Origin of the sequence: Croceitalea dokdonensis DOKDO 023, from assembly GCF_001306415.1 — a bacterium.
Lineage (GTDB): Bacteria > Bacteroidota > Bacteroidia > Flavobacteriales > Flavobacteriaceae > Croceitalea > Croceitalea dokdonensis.
Map to the genome: position 1 here is coordinate 36,147 of NZ_LDJX01000002.1, position 17,359 is coordinate 53,505.

Genomic DNA, 17,359 nt, shown 5'->3' on the forward strand with positions numbered 1-17,359 from the left:
TTATTGGTCTGTGGTTATTATAATTTTGGTGTTGTCCGTCTTGGCAACCTGCCTTCTAAATTTCCTGTAATTTTCATATTCCTCTGGAGGATAATATCCTTGCTTTAACAAGAACTTTCTTTTTAAACGCAATCCTCCTTGAGTAGCTTCATAAGTCATTTGGTATTCACCAAAGTTACTTTGGATATGCACAGGTTGGGGCAAGTTCTCCACGTTGTAGCCCTCAGGATAGCTAATGAGATAATTATCCTCGTCTAGGTAGCCCCGCTGTACCTCAAACGGCAATTTTCTATGGCGATACCGTTTGGGAACATAGCCAGAATTGTTGAAAACATTTGGGGCAAAAATAATTTGGTCATTGGTTTTGGCAGCATAGTCCAAAGCGGATACCTGGAGCGTTTCCTGGAACAGCACACTATCTTTTTGGTTTTGAAAAGCAAACTTCTCCACCCGTAAACTACCAATGGAACCCCAATAGTTTTTATAAAATCTTTCTATGTTTTCCTTGGTTTCATTTTCTATAAAGAAACGTCGATCATACTGGATACCGGTGGTTTTTATGTTAAGCTGTGCATCCATGGAACCGTCTTTAAACAGCTTAACTTCAGCATTGGTAAGCTGGAGGTTGTCCTCGTTAAGATAAGCCTCCGTTTTCATTAATTCGCCACCTTCCGGTTTTACCACCAAGACTTGCCTGTCATCCGTAAAATCGCCTATAAAACCAAAAGGGTGCACTTGGGAAGTACAATCTATCCAATAGTATTTTCCGTTGTACGGAATGGTTAAAATCACATGATTGCCCTGACCCAAATCTGCAAAATCGTCATAAAAATCAACCTTGTCCCTGCCGGCTTGTACCACCACATAATAGGAATTTACCCCAACCGCTTTAAGCAAAGCCATGGTATAATTGGTAAGCCCCTTACAGTCGCCATATTTTACGCGATCTACCTCAATGGCACTAATGGGCTGTAAACCTCCAATACCTACCTGCACGCTAATGTATCTTGTATTTTCTTGTACGTAGGCATGTATCAACTTTGCCTTTTCCAGGGTATCCTTGGCATTGGTCACTAATTGCTTAGCAGTGGAAATGGTCTCTGGAGAGAGCTCATCCTGACCTTCCAAAAGCCCATTCATCCAAAGGCCAACGTCTTTCCAAGTATATATGGAGCCAGGTACGCTTTTGTAGTTAAAATTGGGCATATGCACCATTAGTTGGGGAGCTGTCTTGGCAAAAGACGGACTTAAACTTTCATATTTCATAGCTTTTAAACCCTGGGCTTGGTACGCAAAACTGCCTTCTGTTTCCCTTTTTTTAAGAATGAACGAACCCAAATTTCTTTCAACAATAGTAGGTCTAAGTTTGTTATTGGGATATTTTACCGTATACCTGCTTTGCTCCACACTGGCATTATACCCGGGCATAAAAACCCATGAAGGTATAACACCGGTGTCCTTGGTATCAATCTCATAATCAAATACAATGGTAACCGGGTAGTCTTGTATTAAATACTGATACGCCAAGACCCGGTTATCTGTGTACAGGGACATACCATCAACGGCAGAGAAATCCTTAAAATCATTTTTTTTGATTTGGTCTATTTCCTCACCTTGTTCATTCAATATTTTAGCGGAGACCGACCTTATTTTAAGGTCATTGTCATACCCCACGGAGAGGGTTCCGTAAGAGTCACCATCTTCATTTAAAATGGTGACCACGCGGTGAACCGTTATTTTCATTTTATCCAAAGCAAACACCTCAACGTCCATAAAATCCTCGCGGACAACAATATCTGCATCATTTAAAAGGGAATCTGGAATCTTGCTTACTGGGTAAATCTGGCTTTGGGCCACAACAAACAGTGGACAAATTAAAAAGTAAAGAAAAAAACGCATGCGTGTTGGTTAGGTCAATATCACAACGTAAAAATGCAAATATTATTAAATAATATTGACCAGAACATGACAAAAATCATTACTCCCTATTTTTGGAATCTATTAAAATAGTGACCGGGCCTTCATTTAAAAGAGACACTTTCATGTCTGCCCCAAAGACCCCTTTCCCCACTTTTTTACCCAATACCTGTTCCAGTTGGTGTACAAATTCCACATATAAAGGTTGGGAAATATCTGGCTTGGCAGCCTTGATGTAAGATGGCCTATTGCCTTTTTTGGTGCTTGCATGCAAGGTAAACTGACTCACCACAATAGCCTCCCCTTTTGTGGTTAAGAGCGATAGGTTCATGACCCCTTTATCATCATTAAAAATCCGTAGATTGGCTATCTTATGCACCAACCAGGCAATGTCCTCTGCAGTGTCAGAAGTTTCAATCCCCAATAAGAGCAAAACTCCAGCTCCTATGTTTGCCACCTGTTTCCCTTCGACGGTTACAGTGGCTTTGGATACCCGTTGCGCTACCACCCTCATACGCCATGGTCTTTATGGATATCCACCCGATAATTCTCATCCTCGCCCAAGGCCATTTGGGCATAACTTCGGTACCTGCTCCAAGAAACCCCATCATCATCCAGCGCTTTTTTTACGGCACATTTTGGCTCATCCAAATGCAGGCAATTGTTGAATTTACAAGCTGTTTTTAAAGCGAAAAACTCCGGAAAATAGTCCCCTAACTCTTCTTTTTCAATATCCACGACCCCAAAGCCCCTAATTCCTGGGGTGTCTATAATTCTTGCATCAAAACTTAGATCATACATTTCGGCAAAAGTAGTGGTATGCTGCCCTTGCAAGTGTTGGTCCGAAATTTCAGCGGTTTTAAGGTCCAGCCCATTTTCAATAGCATTGACCAAGGTAGATTTCCCAACACCGGAATTACCGGAGAACATACTGGTCTTGCCTTGCATTAGCGTCTTTACCTCTGCTATATTCTTTCCTGTTTTGGCGGAGATTTGAATACAGGTATATCCTATTTTCTGATATAAGTCTGACAAATAATGTACCTCTGAGCGTTCTTCCAATGTATAGCTATCCAACTTGTTGAACAACAAAATGGCCGGTATGTCATAGGCCTCTGCGGTAACCAGAAAACGGTCTATAAAACTGGTATACGTGGTTGGATTGTTTAAGGTAACCACCAAGAATACCAGGTCTAGGTTAGCTGCTATAATGTGGGTTTGTTTGGAAAGGTTAACAGACTTTCTGATGATGTAATTCCTACGGTCATGGATTTTAGAGATGATTCCTACCTCTTCATCACCAATCTTCTCCAGTTGAAAATCCACCCGATCACCCACAGCAATGGGATTGGTGCTTTTTATACCCTTTATCCGGAACTTTCCCTTAATACGGCACTGATAAAATGCACCTGCATCGGATTTAACGGTGTACCAACTTCCGGTAGATTTATAAACAGTTCCCAGCACGTGATTGAATTAATGGTAACAAAGAAACAATATTTGCCTTTTTTAAACGTACTAACAGACTAACATCTGAAATTAATCGACCTTAATTATGAAAAAAGTATTGTTTATTGCCATTTTGGCCGTTGTCGGATTTACTGAAATCAACGCACAGCAATTTAAAGTGATCACCAGTGTAGAATCCATTGTACCCAACGGTCTTGGTCGTTCCAGAATCGTCAATGCCTTGGAAGACAAAGATTATAGGGAATATACCAGCGTACAGACGGAGGAGGACAACACCAGAAACAAATCCAAACGTGGGGACATCAGGGTGAAGAATTTTGAGGAAACCAAATTGTTGAACTTTTATAATATTGCGGGCATCCGTTTTCAGAACATTGCCGCCAACGATGCCTTGTTAACCTCCATGATCAATGATATGGTCGCCAATGGATGGGAACTGGCCTTTGTAACCAGTGCTGTTGAAGGTGATAGTGGCAAAGGGGATGGTAATGGTATTTTTATTACCCGATATATTTTCAAGAAATAACCCCTATTATTTTTGACACCAAAAAAAGGCCCAGGCATAATGTTTGGGCCTTTTTAGGTTTGCTACATTATTGTAAGACTTCCTAGTCCATTATGGTGATGTTCCCTCCTACCAAGGTCTTTTTATGCAGTTCTGCGGGATTGCCGTAGACATAAACCTCACCGCCGGCCTTAATATTGATATCCGCCCTTTCCGAAGCAAATATTTCTACTTCTCCCCCGGCAGAAACCTTAACATCGGATATTTGTGATTTAAGTTCCCTACCTTCAAAAATCCCGCCGGTATTCACCACTATTTCTTGATTTTTGGCAAGGCCGGATGCTTCCACAATGCCCCCGGTGACAGCTCTGATTTCCGCAACGGAAACATCCATTCCTATTTTTATTCTTGCCCCCTCTTGTGCCCTAAGCTCTATTTTATTCTGCTGAACAAGCTCGCTACAAGTTATTTGGGCACCTTCATTAGCGTCTATTACATCGGTATCCGTATAGAACACCTCAATAAGGGTATCCTCACCGGTAAATTTCTTGTCTAACTGCATCCTTAATCTTAAAACACCGGCTTTGTTGGACCATATGATATCTTCCGTATTCCAACCTTTTATGACAATTCTATTGTCATCTGACGGAATCAGGTTAACCGCTATCAAGTCAAAAACCTTTATTTCATTGAACTCCCCTACATTTTTATCAATAATTTCCTGGGCAAAGCCCCCCATAAAAAATAAGCAAAAGACAAAAGTTGGTATCGCTTTCATATCTCTGTGTTTTTCTAATGACTAGGCAAAACTGCGTTTGTTACACTTTTGAACAAAAAAAGCCATTTCTAATGAAACGGCTTTTTATCTGTAGCAAACCCCAAGATGGGTTAAGCCTTTAAGATTTTTTCTTGATGGTTGATGGATTCTTGGTGAATGGCCTTAAACATTTTTAGGACAAACTCCTCACTAAGTCCTTTGGATTCCCCTTCCAAAATCATCTTACCTAAAATTGAGTTCCAACGATTGGTTTGTAACACGGCCACATTTTTTTGCTTTTTGAGCGCTCCAATGCTGTCTGCCACCTTCATCCGTTTCCCCAAAGTCTCGATCAACTGCTGATCAATAACATCAATCTGTGCACGTAAGTTACTCAGTTCCGCATTATAGGCGGCTTCTTGATCATCTTCTTTTCTAATCTTTAAATCCCTCATAATCTGTACCAAGGTTTGTGGGGTTACCTGCTGTGCAGCGTCACTCCAAGCATTATCGGGATCGGTATGTGTCTCTATCATCAAACCGTCAAAATTCAAATCCAAAGCAGTTTGCGAAACATCAAAAATCATATCCCGCTTCCCGGTAATATGGGAAGGGTCGTTGATCAAGGGTAAATCTGGAAAACGGTTCTGGAACTCAATGGCCAGTTGCCATTCCGGAATATTACGATATTTGGACTTTTCATAGGTGGAAAACCCTCTATGGATAGCTCCTAGTTTTTTGATGCCAGCGGTATGCAGCCGCTCTATGCCCCCAAGCCACAAGGCTAGATCTGGATTTACCGGGTTTTTGACCAAGACAATCTTATCCGTCCCTTCCAAGGCATCTGCCAAATCTTGCATGATAAATGGACTTACCGTTGATCTAGCACCTATCCACAATAGATCAACGTCATGCTCCAAAGCCAGTTCCACATGGGCCTTATTGGCAACTTCAGTGGCGGTTTTCAATCCGGTTTCTGCTTTTACCTTTTGTAACCACTTTAGACCAATGGCGCCAACGCCCTCAAAATTACCTGGTCTAGTCCTTGGTTTCCAAATACCCGCTCGGTAATAGTTTACATCGGTATCCTTAAGCTCATGGGCTATTTTTAAAACTTGTTCTTCCGTTTCTGCACTGCAAGGGCCTGCAATGACCAAAGGATGAGGCAGCGCCATATCATCCAACCACGTTCTCATCTCTTTTGAATTTTCCATAGGTATATGTGTTGTTCGTTTTTCGTTTTTCGTTGTTCGTTGTTGGTTGTTGGTTGTTGGTTGTTCGTTGTTCGTTGTTGGTTGTTGGTTGTTCGTTGTTGGTTGTTGGTTGTTGGTTGTTTGTTGTTCGTTGTTGGTTGTTGGTTTTTTGTTGTTCGTTGTTGGTTGTTTGCTAGCAGCTGCGGCTTATGGCCCAATGCAGACTAATCAACATTCCCATTCATTGGTATTCCGTTTAATATCTGTTTTATCTTGTTGGTATTGTTCATTTCTTCATAAACTCCTTTAAAATCATCTTCTAGCAACATCTGTTTAAACTGCTCCAAGTTTTGGATATATTCCTGCAAGGTCTCTACAACGTTGGCTTTGTTCTGTTTAAAAATTGGGGTCCACATGGCAGGTGAGCTTTTGGCCAAACGCACGGTACTTTCAAATCCACTCCCAGCCATATCAAAGATATCGCGTTCGTTTTTCTCTTTTTCAATTACTGTTTTTCCCAACATAAAAGAGCTAATGTGTGATAGGTGGGATACATAGGCAATATGCTTGTCATGTGCATCTGCATTCATGTAGCGGATACGCATTCCCATTTCCTGAAAGAGTTGTAGCGCTTTTTCTTGCAGCTTAAACGCTGTTTTTTCCACTTCACAGATGATATTGGTCTTGCCTTTGTACAACTGTGCCATAGCTGCATCCGGCCCTGAAAATTCCGTTCCAGCGATGGGGTGGCACGCAAGAAAGTTCCGCCGTTTTGGGTGGTTTTCAATCGTGGCGCAAATCATCGCCTTTGTGGAACCTGCATCAAAAACAACAGTTTCTTCACCTACGGCGTCTAAAATTTTTGGGAGCTCCTGCACTAACACATCTACAGGTACGGCCACTAAGACCATAGTGGCATCCGTAAGGTCCTTATAGGCCGCTTCAGCATCGATCAAACCAAGTTCCAACGCCCTTTGCAGATGGTCTTCATTGGCATCAATTCCCCATAAGGTTGCCTCTGGATAGAGTTTACGTATATCCTTGGCAAAAGAACCTCCTATTAACCCAATACCTATTATTGCTACTTTCATAAACCCTTCCCAAATCCCCTCAAAAGGAGGAATTATGCACTGTTTTTTAATTGAACCTTTCTACTGCTTCCCGAATTTTTTCTTCTTCCACGCAAAGCGAAAACCTAATATATCCTTCTCCGTTACTTCCAAAAATTGTGCCCGGTGCGATGAAGATATCTTTATCATACAGCAATTCATCTATAAAATCTTCGGAAGTTTTGGAACCTGCGGGTAATTTTGCCCATACGAACATACCGGCTGCATCCCTGTCATAGGTGGCACCTATTTTATCCACAAGGGCATACATGCATTGACGCCTCTTACGATACACCTCATCCAATCCATGGAACCAACTAGCACCACTTTGCAAGGCGGTAACAGCCCCTTTTTGGATACCATAAAACATCCCGGAATCCATATTGCTCTTTATCTTAAGGACGGCCGTAATATGCGCCGCACTTCCCAAAACCATACCTACCCGCCAACCGGCCATGTTAAATGTTTTACTGAGGGAATTAAGTTCAAGCGCAACATCTTTGGCCCCTTTCACCTGTAGAATACTTGTTGGCTCATTATTGAGAACAAAGCTATAGGGGTTGTCGTTGACAATTAAAATATCATTGGCCTTGGCAAAATCTACCAGGGCCATCATGCGCTCCATATCTATACGGGCGCCGGTGGGCATATTTGGGTAACTGATCCACATTAATTTTACCTTGCCCAAATCCAGTTTTTTCAAAGCCTCTAAATCTGGCAACCAACCATTGGCCTCCGTTAAATCATACAATTGCGCTTTGGCACCCAGTAATTTGGTGACCGAGCTGTAGGTAGGGTAACCCGGGTTGGGAATCAACACGGTATCACCCACATTTAAAAATGCCATACTAATGTGCATGATGCCCTCTTTAGACCCCATTAAGGGCAATAATTCGGTATCGGCATCAACGATTACCCCAAATTTTGAGGCGTAAAAATTTGCCATGGCCCCGCGCAGTTCTGGCAAACCTTGATAGCTTTGGTATTGGTGCGCTTTGCTATCTTGTAATACGGTTTGCAAGGTGTGCACCGTTTCATCCGAAGGTGGCAGATCTGGGCTACCGATACCCATGTTGATGATGGGACGACCTTGAGCCATGAGTCCCCTGACCTCCCTTAATTTCTTGGAAAAGTAATATTCCTGAACCGATGCCAGCCTATCCGAAGTTACGATCATTTTAATGCATTTTTATATTCGCCCAAGACCCTAAAATCCTCGGACATGATTTGTAATAGGGATTTTGCCTTTTTAAAATCGTCATACGCATCAAAAGTAATATCGACAAAAAAGGCGTATTTCCATGGGGTTTCTATCACCGGTAGTGACTGTATTTTAGTCAAATTTAAACTGCAATCGCTCATTACGTTCAGCACGGTGGCCAAACTGCCCCGCTTATGATCGGTAATAAAACGTACAGAAGCTTTATTGATCTCCTCCTCAGGCAAAAGCTTGTTCTGCTTTTTAAGAATGATAAATCGGGTGGCATTGTTTTTTATGGTCTGTATGTCCGATGCAATAATCTCCAAGCCATATAATTCTGCCGCTACTTTAGGCGCTATGGCAGCGGTGGTCCTAAGCCCGTTCTCGCTTATCCGTTTGGCAGTTTCGGCGGTATCTACGTCTTCCATCAATCTTATTTCCGGATATTCCTTAAAAAACTGTTTGCACTGCAGCAATGCCATGGGATGCGAGCTTACCTCCTTGATATCTTTTAGCAATACGCCCTTTTGTACCATAAGGTGATGGTGTATGGTGAGATAGCTTTCCCCTACAATGTGTATGTTGTTATGGTAAATAAGATTATAGTTGGGGATGATGGAACCTGCAATGGAATTTTCTATGGCCATTACTGCCTGGTCTGCGGTCCCTGCAATCAGATGGGCTATCAGTTGATCAAAGGAAAGGCATTGTACCAGACTTACGTCCCCGCCAAAATAGTTGATGGCGACCTGGTGGTGATTGCTCCCTTTAATTCCTTGTATGGCTACTTTTAAACCCATATTCTACTTACGCTAACCATTTAAATTTCCGGCAATAAAAAAGTCCCGATGTTACATCGGGACTTTAAGTGATTTTATACTTGATATATACTAGCACAGTCCCGTATCTCTCTTAAAAAAGAAATAGAAATAAAAACCGTTCCAGAAATATGTTTTGCTCATTGTTCTTTTCTTACGGTGCTAATATTCGATAATCCATTGAGAAATCAAAGTGAGTTCTTAGATTTTTTTGGATTTTTTTAAGAAAACAGCCATTCACTGAAAATAAAGACTTCAAAAATTACATTTCTTACGAATATGAAAACCATATTCTCAACTGAGAATACCTATTTTTGAATAGAAAACTTGTATTCATGTCCATTACCGTCACAAACATCACCAAAACCTTTGGAGCCCAAAAAGCCATAAACAATATTTCCTTTTCCGTGGACAAGGGCGAAATTGTAGGGTTTTTAGGTCCTAATGGGGCGGGTAAATCCACCATGATGCGGCTATTGACTACCTATTACACTGCTGATTCCGGCAAGGCCATAGTCAATGGATTTGATGTTCAAAAGGATAATAAGGCGGTAAAAAAAAGTATCGGTTATCTACCGGAACACAACCCACTGTACCTAGAAATGTACGTAAGGGAATATTTAAATTTCCATGCAAATCTTCATCATGCCCCCAAAGACAGGGTAAGGAATGTGGTTGAGCTCACAGGCCTAGTCCCGGAGGCACATAAAAAAATTGGGCAACTTTCCAAGGGATATAGGCAAAGGGTGGGCCTAGCGGCGGCGCTATTACATGACCCGGAGGTGCTTATCCTAGATGAACCTACTACCGGATTGGACCCCAACCAATTGATAGAAATCAGAAAACTTATCCGGGAGATTGGCAAGGAAAAAACCATTTTGTTATCTACCCACATCATGAAAGAGGTAGAAGCGGTCTGTGACAGGGTCATCATCATCAATAAGGGAGAGGTGGTAGCCGATAAAAAACTGGTAGAACTAAGGAAAGCAGAAGAACAGGTCATAGAGGTAGAGTTTGATTATCGGGTAGAAGAAGTGTTGCTGCAACAGCTACCGCATGTAAAGACGGTAAAAAATACTGGTGGTTTTGTGTACGATATTGTTTTTAACACAGAAATAGATATGCGCCCCGCCGTGTTTGATTTTGCACATGACAACGAACTAAAGACCCTACAATTAAGTAGGAAAAACAAAAATTTGGAAAGCTTGTTTACGGAACTAACAAGTTAATCGGCCCCGCTAAACCATATCCATTTCAATCGGTCGAGTGGTATGAACACTTGGGCTACTGTGAAATCATGTTAGTCCAGCATTTTCTTTGAAGAGGGTTACTTGGTCCATTTTAAATCACATCAGGCACTTACTTTTACCCTGTAAAAACAAAACCCGTTCGGGCCAAATCCACTATCAACTTTAGAGAGGATGGGATGCCATGAAACAATTGAGTTCTTAGTACGATTGATGCGGTTTTGGAGCACCACAGGACATAACATCAAAAGGGGGCTGTTTGGTTCGCCATTCCGGAAGTAATGGATACTTTATTACAAAAGAAGTCCAGATGAGCCAAGCAACGTTAGCGATGTTTTACGGTTTATTGTGGATAAGGTCATGACAAATGGCACGTTTTATGACGTGCGAGAACGTTTTCCTTTGTGCCAAGTAGTGCCTCGATTGTGGTGGATCAACACAAAAACACAACCTAGGGATGTGCTGGATGTACTTACACTTGTGAAAAATTGCCCAAGCTATTTCCTAAGCCCTTTTCCTGTCTACCCAGAAAGCCATTCCTGCCAGCAATAAAAAGGAAAGTAAGGCAGACCCTGTTAAACTGGCCAAATCATTGTTTGGAGGCAACACATAGTAATTCAGATAATTCACCAAAATTAAAAATAGCACCAAACCCATGGCAGCATACTTTCCCAGTTTGTTTTGTCTCTTGGTACGTTTAAGATAATATCCCAAGGCCAACAACAGTAGTACCGCTTCCAACAAAAACGTGGCCAATTTATTTTCCCATAGCCCTAATCCTAATTTAGGCTCCCCTTTGATCAACGGTAGATCGGGCGTATGCACCAAAAAATCTGAAAACCAATGGGACAGTACTCCCAGTCCCAATATCCATGCTACCCTTTTGGCGTTTTGGTATTTTTTAGCGATGATTAGGTAGTAAATGAGCGCAAAAAGTACAGCCCAAATAGCGGTACCCAACAAACTATGGGTCAGCGGAAACTCCATTTTAAAATCATTGGTCTCCGTAAAGCCGGGTACAAAATCCATAGTTTCCAAACCCCATAAAGCGAAAGGAAAGAATAAAAAATCCACAAATTGGACGGCGATAAAAAGCCAACCCAAAGAAGCATTTTTTTCTTTTCCCTTTAAGGCAAATGCGGCTGCATAATGACCTACGAACATGGCTAAAACTTTAAGGCAAGGCCCAATCCATTGGTGTTTCCTACCGGAACCAACCTAAACGTAGTGGTTCTATTATCAAATTGTGCATTATAGGTGAGAATGGCCTTTTTTGCATTTTTTCCGGTATTGTTCAAAAAAATGGCGCTTAGCACCAATGTTCCCAATAATCCCGCTGGCGCGGCAGCATTGCCATTGTTCCCATCATTGGACAATTCGTTTATCGTCCAAATGGTAAAGCCCAACTGGGCCACCGTAGAAACATAAAACAAGGTTTCATTGGTTATTTTTTTCTTCCAAAACTGCTCGGAAGGTTGATAGGACAAAAGCAGTGACTTTGCTTCTTGCTTGCTTATTTTAACATCATCTTGGTAATACTCCGGTGCCCAAAATCCAGAAAAAACACTGAGTTCCTGCGCAAAAGAATGGAAGGTAAGGACAAAAAACAGGGATATGGTTAAGGTACATTTCATAACTTCAGGTTTAGAAATCTAAAATAGGCTTTTTTAACTTAAGGCTTCATGTTCCAGCAGTGCATTAATGGCTTCATCAAAATAAGATTGTAGCTTAGGGTCTGTGCAATTGACCAATATGGAAATTACCATGCGCTCATTGGGATATACAAAAAGATTGGAATAGGCCCCCACACTGCTGCCCACATGCCCATAGAAAAGCCTACCCTTTGCATCCTCACTCACCTGAAAACCAAGTCCATAATAGGTATTCTTGCCTTTGACCCTCTGTGCCTGCAATAATTGCCCATAGGTTTTGGGACACAACAGTTGTTGGAGCAAAACCGCTTCGCCTAGTTTGGCAATATCGGTTGCCGTGGATATGTAGCCCCCACCGGCCAGTTTATAAAAATTATCCACGTTGACGGCCTTCTTAAACCCAGAGGTTCTTGGCGTATAAAAACGGGCCAATTGGTCTTTTGGGACGGCATCCCTAGGGGTAAATGTCTGGTACATGTCCAATGGGTGCAGCACTTTTTCCCGCACGTACGCCTCAAAAGGTATACCACAAGCTTCTTGCATGGCCAGGGACAGCAAGACAAAATCAAAACTATTGTATAGATAGCCTTGGCCCGGTTCAAAAAGTAGCGGGTCATTTTTAAATACAGCCAAGCTTTCCTTAATGGAGTATGGCATATCCAAAGCATACTCCTTACCCCTGTAGCCGCGTATTCCAGCCGTATGGCTGGCCAATTGCCTTAAGGTAAAGTCATATTTTTTTGGGGGAAAATAGGGTACATGATCATAGAAGGAATCATCCCAATCCAACAGGCCTTCTTCCACCATTTTCCCCAAGGCCAGTCCAGTGATACATTTAGAAATGCTGGCGATACGGAACAGGGTTTTGGAAGGGTTTATGGGGCGTTGATTCTCCAAATTGCTGCATCCATAACCTTTTTGAAGGAGAATTTCGCCTTGCCTTGTTGCGGTTACGGACAGCCCGGGAACTTTCTGCCCAATAATCGCATTGTAAAACAAAACATCGGCAAGGGCCGCTCCTTGCAGACCTACGATCGATTTTGGCGTTGGGCTGGTTCCCAACAATTTTTTAATAAAAGAAAACATGGTTTACATGAATAGGTTATAAATCATCCCTAAAAATTAACCTACCATTAAAGGTTTCTTCCACCTCAACCTCGGCGGGGCGGTTTACACTGATCACATTACCATAGCCACGTATAATACCTGATAGTCGCAGCTCCGGATGTACAAAAATATCATTGGAACCCCTGTGGTTTACTGTCACATTTTGGGCAATTAGCGTTTGGGCCTCAATCCTAGAATCACCAGCGGGAACATTCACGGAGAAATTATCCGTTTGCCCCCTAAGTTTCACAAATGCAATCCCGTTAACGAGTACGGCAATGCTATTGGCCGCTACCTGCAGATCAAAAGCACCATCCGTGGTAGCTGCCTCAGGTTCTGCAAAACTCTCCGATATTAAGCGCAAACTGGGATACCCAAGGATACCCTCACTGGAAATAAGCCCTCCGGTACTGCTACGTACTTCAGAGATATTGGGTGCCGTAACGTAGATTGTGGTAATGCCATAATCGCGCACATAATTGCAGGCATTTTCATTGCGTAGGACAAGGCGGTCCCCCACAAGGGTTGCGGAGATATCATTCAATAGAAACTCCCCAATTTCAATTTCAACCCTATACACATCCCCTTGTTTAATGACCAAGTTTAAATTTTCATAAACCGTAATTGAGGTAAACTCCCCTAGGTCCGCGTTAACCCGAATCAAATCGCCGGCGTTCTGAAAACAATCCGGGGCATTTTCCGAATTACAGGAGAATAAGAATACTGATAGAAGAAAAATAGAAGAAAGAAAACAGACCATGGAAGGGCCCTCCTTGTTACGGCCAAATTTCCTGTAGTTGTTTTTACTGTTCATAGTTTAATCATCTATAGCCTAATACCTATGCCCCATTCCACCGCCTCTGCGGCGGCGGCATGGGCCTTTAAGGCAACACTGCCAAATATGTTATTCCCAAAATAGCGCTTTAGACCAATACGGTTATACACCCTACCCTCAAAATCAAAAGGATAGTACACGTAGTACCCCAACTGGGTAACAATACTCATTTTATTTATAAAAAGCTCATGGCCCATAAACACACCCACCCTTTTAAAATCGGTATCTGCCGCTACCTCCATTTCAGGAAACGAGGTAGCCTGGAAACGTATCAACTCTTTTAAAAAGTTGGAAAAAAACACATCCGTTCCCAATTGCAGGGCACTTTTACGGCCTAATCTTTTATCCGCATAGGCAGAAAAAATAGCAAAGCCATATTGCCCTGAGCCAATAACGTCACTTTCATTTAAACCACTTCTAAACACCAAATTATACCGTATTGGTTCTTTTATTTTTTCTTGGGGCTGTTTGGGCATGTATTCATAACGTTCACCGCCATCCAAATCATAGGTGATCCCTAAATTCCACGCGGCGGTATTGGTAGATGTATTGGGCGCCTTAAAATTGGCATTGGAATAATGAATCAGGGAAAGCCCCGCCTTAAAACCAAGGCCGGCAATGATATTTTCCCTATGATAATTTAACATGAGCATGGTAGAACTCAACAGATGGGAACCATAGGCATTGTTCCTAAAATTGGTGTTTCTATCATATGGATTGGTGTTGTAGGCCAGTCCTTGACCTACCCGTAACTGCAAATTTCGTTTAAAGAAATAGAAATTGTAGTGCGCATACAGGCCGTAATTTTCACCCAAGGTGGCATTTCTCATATTCTGATAGGTGAAGGTGAAACCGGTATCCGGATACCCATAGTCTGCCTCCCAAGCTTCTTCGCCAAAACGTTTTCTGTTCCAGCCCAGGATAAAACCCCGGGGATGCTCAGAAATCAAGTGTGAAATATCTGGGTTGTGCAACAATACCACGCCGGAAAAACTGGAAAAATCCACTACAAATTTGTTATTTCCTCCAGCAGATTGCGCATGGGTAAAACAACTCCATAATAGAGAGAATAAAAAAATAAATTTTTTCATCCGCACAAATGTAACCTATAATTCAATGATCACTTAAAAACCTTTACTTTTAAAATAGTTGCAATTAGGGTAAATCCGTTCTGAACTGTTATAATAGAAACCATTAATTATGAGAACTCAAAAAATAACCGTGAAAATTGGTATCAAACTTAGTTATGTATTATTCGGTTATATTTTTTTCGCTTTCCTGTTAAACGCTTGCAGTAAGGAAAGTAAGCATAGTATTGACCCTACGGCAACTTTGGAAGAAGAACAGGAAACAGACCTATCCAACAATCCGCTTCAATTAACTTTAGAGTCAGAATTTGCCAACGAACAAGATTATATTGTCGTTACTGATGATGTGTTCGCCATCTGGTGGGACAAGCGTTTTGACCATGAAGATGATATTGAATTCATGTTCGAAACCTTTAAGACCTTAAGACAAGACTGTTTGACCAATCTAGGAATGCAAGACCCTCCAAATGTTGCTGCCGGGGTTTTCTTCAATATCTATATTCACCATGGAGAACAGGACAATTTACCTGATGGTTGGGCAAATGGAGTGGGCACAAACCGCTTTGACCTTCCTTATATGACTTTACCAGAAGGAGCTCATTTAGACTATAATAATTTGCTACATGAAGGTTTTCATGTTTTTCAGTACTCTAGCAATAGTCCTGGTTTTAAATATAGCGGTGACACTGCTTGGTATACGGAGTCTAGCGCTCAATGGTATGCGGTGAGCAGAAATCCTGAAGCAGTAGATACCTTTATAGAAATTGAAACACTGACCTCCAACCCCCATTTAGCGCTATGGCACAGCTTTGACAATGAAGCTGTTGGTGACCCAACAGATTGGTTGTACCAGGTCAGACAATATGCGATGCAGGCTTGGTTATATTATATGACCAGTCAAGAAGGAGTGGGAGAAAATTTAATCACGGATGGTTTTTATTCTAAAACTGATTTAAGTCCCCAAAATTATCATTTTGAAAATATTGGGGGAGAACGACTGAGAAATATTTTTGCTAATTGGGCAGCCAGAAACACCTTAGACTTTGACTACCTTACCAGACCACAGGTAGCCCGTGCCAAAGAAGAATTAAATAACGTAGCGGATTTATCCAATAGAAAACCTTACGCTATCTCTTTAATTCCGGAAAACTTTTTAGGAACCCATATTCCTCCAGCAGAATTGAAACCCAGAGGTTGGGGTTATAATGTTATTAAATTGGAAAACATTCCCAATGGCACTTACAACATTTCTTTCAACGGAAATGAGGAAGGCTCAGAAGGGGCTTTGAGTCACTTTGAAGCTAGGTTTGTTACAAAAGGGCAATCCGAAGTACAGACCATTACCATGAACAATAACATAAGTGGAAGCTTTAACCTAAACCTTGAAAATAATCTGGTGGAAGGCTATTTAATTATCGTAGCTGTTCCAGAACATTTTACCTCCACACAAAATTATGGTTATAGCATTACCATTTCTGAATAGCTAAAACAGTGCTAAAAAACCTCCTTGGCTATCTTTTTAATATTGTCAGATTTTCCCATGGAATAGTAATGAAGAACAGGAACGCCCGCCGTTTTTAATTCTTTGGATTGTTGAATGCACCACTCCACCCCTACTTGCCGTACTTCTTTGTTGGAGTTGCATTTTTCCACGGCATCTACCAAATCCTGGGGGATGTCAATGCTAAACACTTGCGGCAACAACTGCAAATGTTTTTTTATGGCAATAGGTTTGATGCCCGGAATAATGGGCACTTGTATCCCTGCACCGCGGGCGGCATCCACAAACTCAAAATATTTGGCATTATCAAAGAACATTTGGGTCACCACATAATCTGCTCCTAAATCCACTTTTTCCTTAAGGCGTTTTAAGTCCGATTGTAAGGATGGTGCTTCCATGTGTTTTTCAGGATATCCGGCAACACCTATACAGAAATCCGCACAATCATCCGTCTCGATCACCTCATGTAGGTAATTCCCACAATTCAGTTCTTGAATCTGTTTCACCAAGCTTGCCGCATAGGGATGTCCTCCCTCGGTAGCCTTAAAATACTTTTCCTCACGCATGGCATCCCCCCGTAGGGCCATCACGTTATCTATGCCCAAATAATGACAGTCCACCAACAGGTATTCCGTTTCTTCCTTGGTAAAGCCACCACAAAGCACATGTGGAATAGCGTCTACGTTGTACTTGTGCTTAATAGATGCGCAAATACCCAACGTCCCTGGGCGCATGCGGGTTAATTTTTTGTCCAACAGGCCATCACGGTCAATGTAGACATACTCTTCCCTGGACGTGGTAACGTCAATAAAAGGAGGGTTAAACTCCATTAAGGGATCAATATTATCATAAAGCTCCTGTATGTTCTTTCCCTTTACCGGAGGAATAATCTCAAAACTAAAAAGGGTCTCTCCCTTAGCCTTTTCTATATGTTTGGTTACTTTCATTACACTGTAGTT

The 17,359-nt window shown here is 41.8% G+C and carries 17 protein-coding genes; 3 read left to right on the top strand and 14 right to left on the bottom strand.

Translation table 11 applies throughout. The features are described 5' to 3' along the window. The 3 genes from I595_RS03695 to rsgA all read right to left on the bottom strand — a co-directional run bounded on the left by I595_RS03695 (position 1) and on the right by rsgA (position 3,384). A complete protein-coding gene (locus I595_RS03695) occupies positions 1-1,899 on the bottom strand; it encodes a DUF3857 domain-containing protein (RefSeq protein WP_054558070.1) in 1,899 nt (632 codons plus the stop codon). A 79-nt stretch (positions 1,900-1,978) separates the two neighbouring features. Next, entirely contained in the window at positions 1,979-2,431 is a 453-nt protein-coding gene (dtd, locus tag I595_RS03700) for a D-aminoacyl-tRNA deacylase (RefSeq protein ID WP_054558071.1), read from the bottom strand. Continuing rightward, on the bottom strand, positions 2,428-3,384 hold the full coding sequence (gene rsgA, locus I595_RS03705) for a ribosome small subunit-dependent GTPase A (protein WP_054558072.1): 957 nt from the start codon (positions 3,382-3,384) through the stop codon (positions 2,428-2,430). The genes dtd and rsgA overlap by 4 nt, the downstream gene beginning before the upstream one ends. An 88-nt stretch (positions 3,385-3,472) precedes the next feature. Between rsgA and I595_RS03710 the strand changes: the two genes are divergently transcribed. Beyond that, complete coding sequence (locus I595_RS03710; protein ID WP_054558073.1) at positions 3,473-3,913, top strand: hypothetical protein; 441 nt, start codon at positions 3,473-3,475, stop codon at positions 3,911-3,913. An 82-nt stretch (positions 3,914-3,995) separates the two neighbouring features. Here I595_RS03710 and I595_RS03715 read toward each other — a convergent pair whose 3' ends face one another. The 5 genes from I595_RS03715 to I595_RS03735 form a co-directional block, all read right to left on the bottom strand. Continuing rightward, positions 3,996-4,670 carry a head GIN domain-containing protein gene (locus I595_RS03715; protein WP_054558074.1) on the bottom strand — a complete coding sequence of 225 codons (675 nt, stop codon included), beginning with the start codon at positions 4,668-4,670 and terminating at the stop codon, positions 3,996-3,998. Positions 4,671-4,780: 110 nt separating this feature from the next. Beyond that, complete coding sequence (locus tag I595_RS03720; protein WP_054558075.1) at positions 4,781-5,863, bottom strand: bifunctional 3-deoxy-7-phosphoheptulonate synthase/chorismate mutase type II; 1,083 nt, start codon at positions 5,861-5,863, stop codon at positions 4,781-4,783. Positions 5,864-6,066: 203 nt separating this feature from the next. Further along, positions 6,067-6,933 (bottom strand): prephenate dehydrogenase, encoded by an 867-nt coding sequence (locus tag I595_RS03725; protein WP_054558076.1) that lies wholly within the window; start codon positions 6,931-6,933, stop codon positions 6,067-6,069. 46 nt (positions 6,934-6,979) lie between these two features. Beyond that, entirely contained in the window at positions 6,980-8,128 is a 1,149-nt protein-coding gene (locus tag I595_RS03730; protein WP_054558077.1) for a pyridoxal phosphate-dependent aminotransferase, read from the bottom strand. Beyond that, positions 8,125-8,952 (bottom strand): prephenate dehydratase, encoded by an 828-nt coding sequence (locus I595_RS03735; protein ID WP_054558078.1) that lies wholly within the window; start codon positions 8,950-8,952, stop codon positions 8,125-8,127. Before I595_RS03735 ends, I595_RS03730 begins: the two co-directional genes overlap by 4 nt. Before the next feature lie 353 nt (positions 8,953-9,305). Between I595_RS03735 and gldA the strand changes: the two genes are divergently transcribed. Next, positions 9,306-10,199 carry a gliding motility-associated ABC transporter ATP-binding subunit GldA gene (gldA, locus tag I595_RS03740; RefSeq protein ID WP_054558079.1) on the top strand — a complete coding sequence of 298 codons (894 nt, stop codon included), beginning with the start codon at positions 9,306-9,308 and terminating at the stop codon, positions 10,197-10,199. A 522-nt stretch (positions 10,200-10,721) separates the two neighbouring features. Here the strand turns inward: gldA and I595_RS03745 are convergent. The 5 genes from I595_RS03745 to I595_RS03765 are packed head-to-tail and all read right to left on the bottom strand — an operon-like array spanning position 10,722 to position 14,902. Continuing rightward, the gene (locus I595_RS03745) at positions 10,722-11,381 is read right to left on the bottom strand and encodes a metal-dependent hydrolase (RefSeq protein WP_054558080.1); all 660 of its coding nucleotides are present in this window, start codon (positions 11,379-11,381) and stop codon (positions 10,722-10,724) included. Positions 11,382-11,383: 2 nt separating this feature from the next. After that, positions 11,384-11,851 carry a hypothetical protein gene (locus I595_RS03750; RefSeq protein ID WP_054558081.1) on the bottom strand — a complete coding sequence of 156 codons (468 nt, stop codon included), beginning with the start codon at positions 11,849-11,851 and terminating at the stop codon, positions 11,384-11,386. A 33-nt stretch (positions 11,852-11,884) separates the two neighbouring features. Further along, positions 11,885-12,955, bottom strand: a complete 1,071-nt coding sequence (locus I595_RS03755; RefSeq protein ID WP_054558082.1) for a serine hydrolase domain-containing protein — start codon at positions 12,953-12,955, stop codon at positions 11,885-11,887. Between the two features lie 16 nt (positions 12,956-12,971). After that, positions 12,972-13,790, bottom strand: a complete 819-nt coding sequence (locus I595_RS03760; protein ID WP_245628220.1) for a head GIN domain-containing protein — start codon at positions 13,788-13,790, stop codon at positions 12,972-12,974. Between the two features lie 11 nt (positions 13,791-13,801). Further along, the gene (locus I595_RS03765) at positions 13,802-14,902 is read right to left on the bottom strand and encodes an acyloxyacyl hydrolase (protein WP_054558083.1); all 1,101 of its coding nucleotides are present in this window, start codon (positions 14,900-14,902) and stop codon (positions 13,802-13,804) included. Between the two features lie 109 nt (positions 14,903-15,011). On the opposite strand from I595_RS03765, the gene I595_RS03770 reads away from it, so the two are divergent. After that, positions 15,012-16,382 carry a DUF6055 domain-containing protein gene (locus I595_RS03770; protein ID WP_054558084.1) on the top strand — a complete coding sequence of 457 codons (1,371 nt, stop codon included), beginning with the start codon at positions 15,012-15,014 and terminating at the stop codon, positions 16,380-16,382. Between the two features lie 11 nt (positions 16,383-16,393). Here the strand turns inward: I595_RS03770 and metF are convergent, their stop codons facing one another. Next, positions 16,394-17,347 carry a methylenetetrahydrofolate reductase [NAD(P)H] gene (metF, locus tag I595_RS03775; protein WP_054558085.1) on the bottom strand — a complete coding sequence of 318 codons (954 nt, stop codon included), beginning with the start codon at positions 17,345-17,347 and terminating at the stop codon, positions 16,394-16,396. Between the last annotated feature and the right edge of the window lie 12 nt (positions 17,348-17,359).